Here is a 942-nt window from a genome sequence, read left to right as displayed (position 1 = left end):
GGGCCATCGCGGCCTCGAAATCCTCGGCCTTCACCGCTTGCGCCGCCTTGGGCTCGGCGGCGTCGAGCGCGGCGATCAGATCGGCCTCGGCGGGTTCGGGGGTATAGGTCGGCTCGGTCCAGCTCTGATCGCCCTCGACCCCTTCCTTCTTCAGGATGTTCGCGGCGCGCTTATACCCGGCGAGCAGGTTGGTGCCGTCGTCGGTGGTGACGAAAGCTTGGAGCGCATGAACGCGGGCGAGCAGGCGGACGAGATCGTCCTCGCCGCCGAGCGCGAACACCGCGTCGATCAGGTCGTGACGGACGCCCGCTTCGCGTTGCTGGACTTTCAGACGGTCGGCGAAGAAGCCTGCCAATGCTGGCAAGCCCAACAAAACGTTCGTCCGAATGTAAGCTCCCGGTCCCGTGATGCTGGTGGGATCAGCCACATACGGCGTCTTCGACACGAAGCCATGTCTGATCAATTCTTCGGCGTTACATGCGGAACGATACGGCTCGTCCAAAATCCGGTCGATGACTGGCTTTGCTGACGTAGCCATAACTCTAGCCATCTGCATTCGAAGATCGTTGACTTGGATAAGTCGCAAAATTGCCAATGCGGCTCGCCGGATAGCGAACGGGTCCTTGGACCCCGTAGGCTGCTCACCTACAGCAAAGAATGCGACCAGCGTATCCAGCTTATCCGCCAGCGCCACGGCCACCGTCACGGGTGCGGTGGGGACATCATCCCCCTGCCCGACCGGCTTATAGTGATCGCGAACCGCCTCGGCGACGCGCGGGTCTTCGCCATGCGCGGCGGCGTAATAGCCGCCCATCAGACCCTGCAATTCGGGGAACTCGCCGACCATACCGGTGACGAGATCGGCTTTCGCCAGATACGCGGCGCGCTCCGCCAGATCGGCAAGCCGCTCCCTCTCCCCATCGGGGAGAGGGCCGGGGTGAG

General features: G+C 63.4%; 1 protein-coding gene. It reads right to left on the bottom strand.

The window, feature by feature from the left end; genetic code table 11:
• A partial coding sequence (locus tag NS355_RS18850; RefSeq protein WP_153008288.1) for a glycine--tRNA ligase subunit beta occupies positions 1–942 on the bottom strand: 942 nt, incomplete at both ends.

This window comes from Sphingomonas yabuuchiae (assembly GCF_001477495.1).
Taxonomy (GTDB): domain Bacteria; phylum Pseudomonadota; class Alphaproteobacteria; order Sphingomonadales; family Sphingomonadaceae; genus Sphingomonas; species Sphingomonas yabuuchiae_A.
The sequence above is the reverse complement of the archived record's forward strand: the minus strand, read 5'-3'. Positions and strand labels throughout refer to the sequence as shown.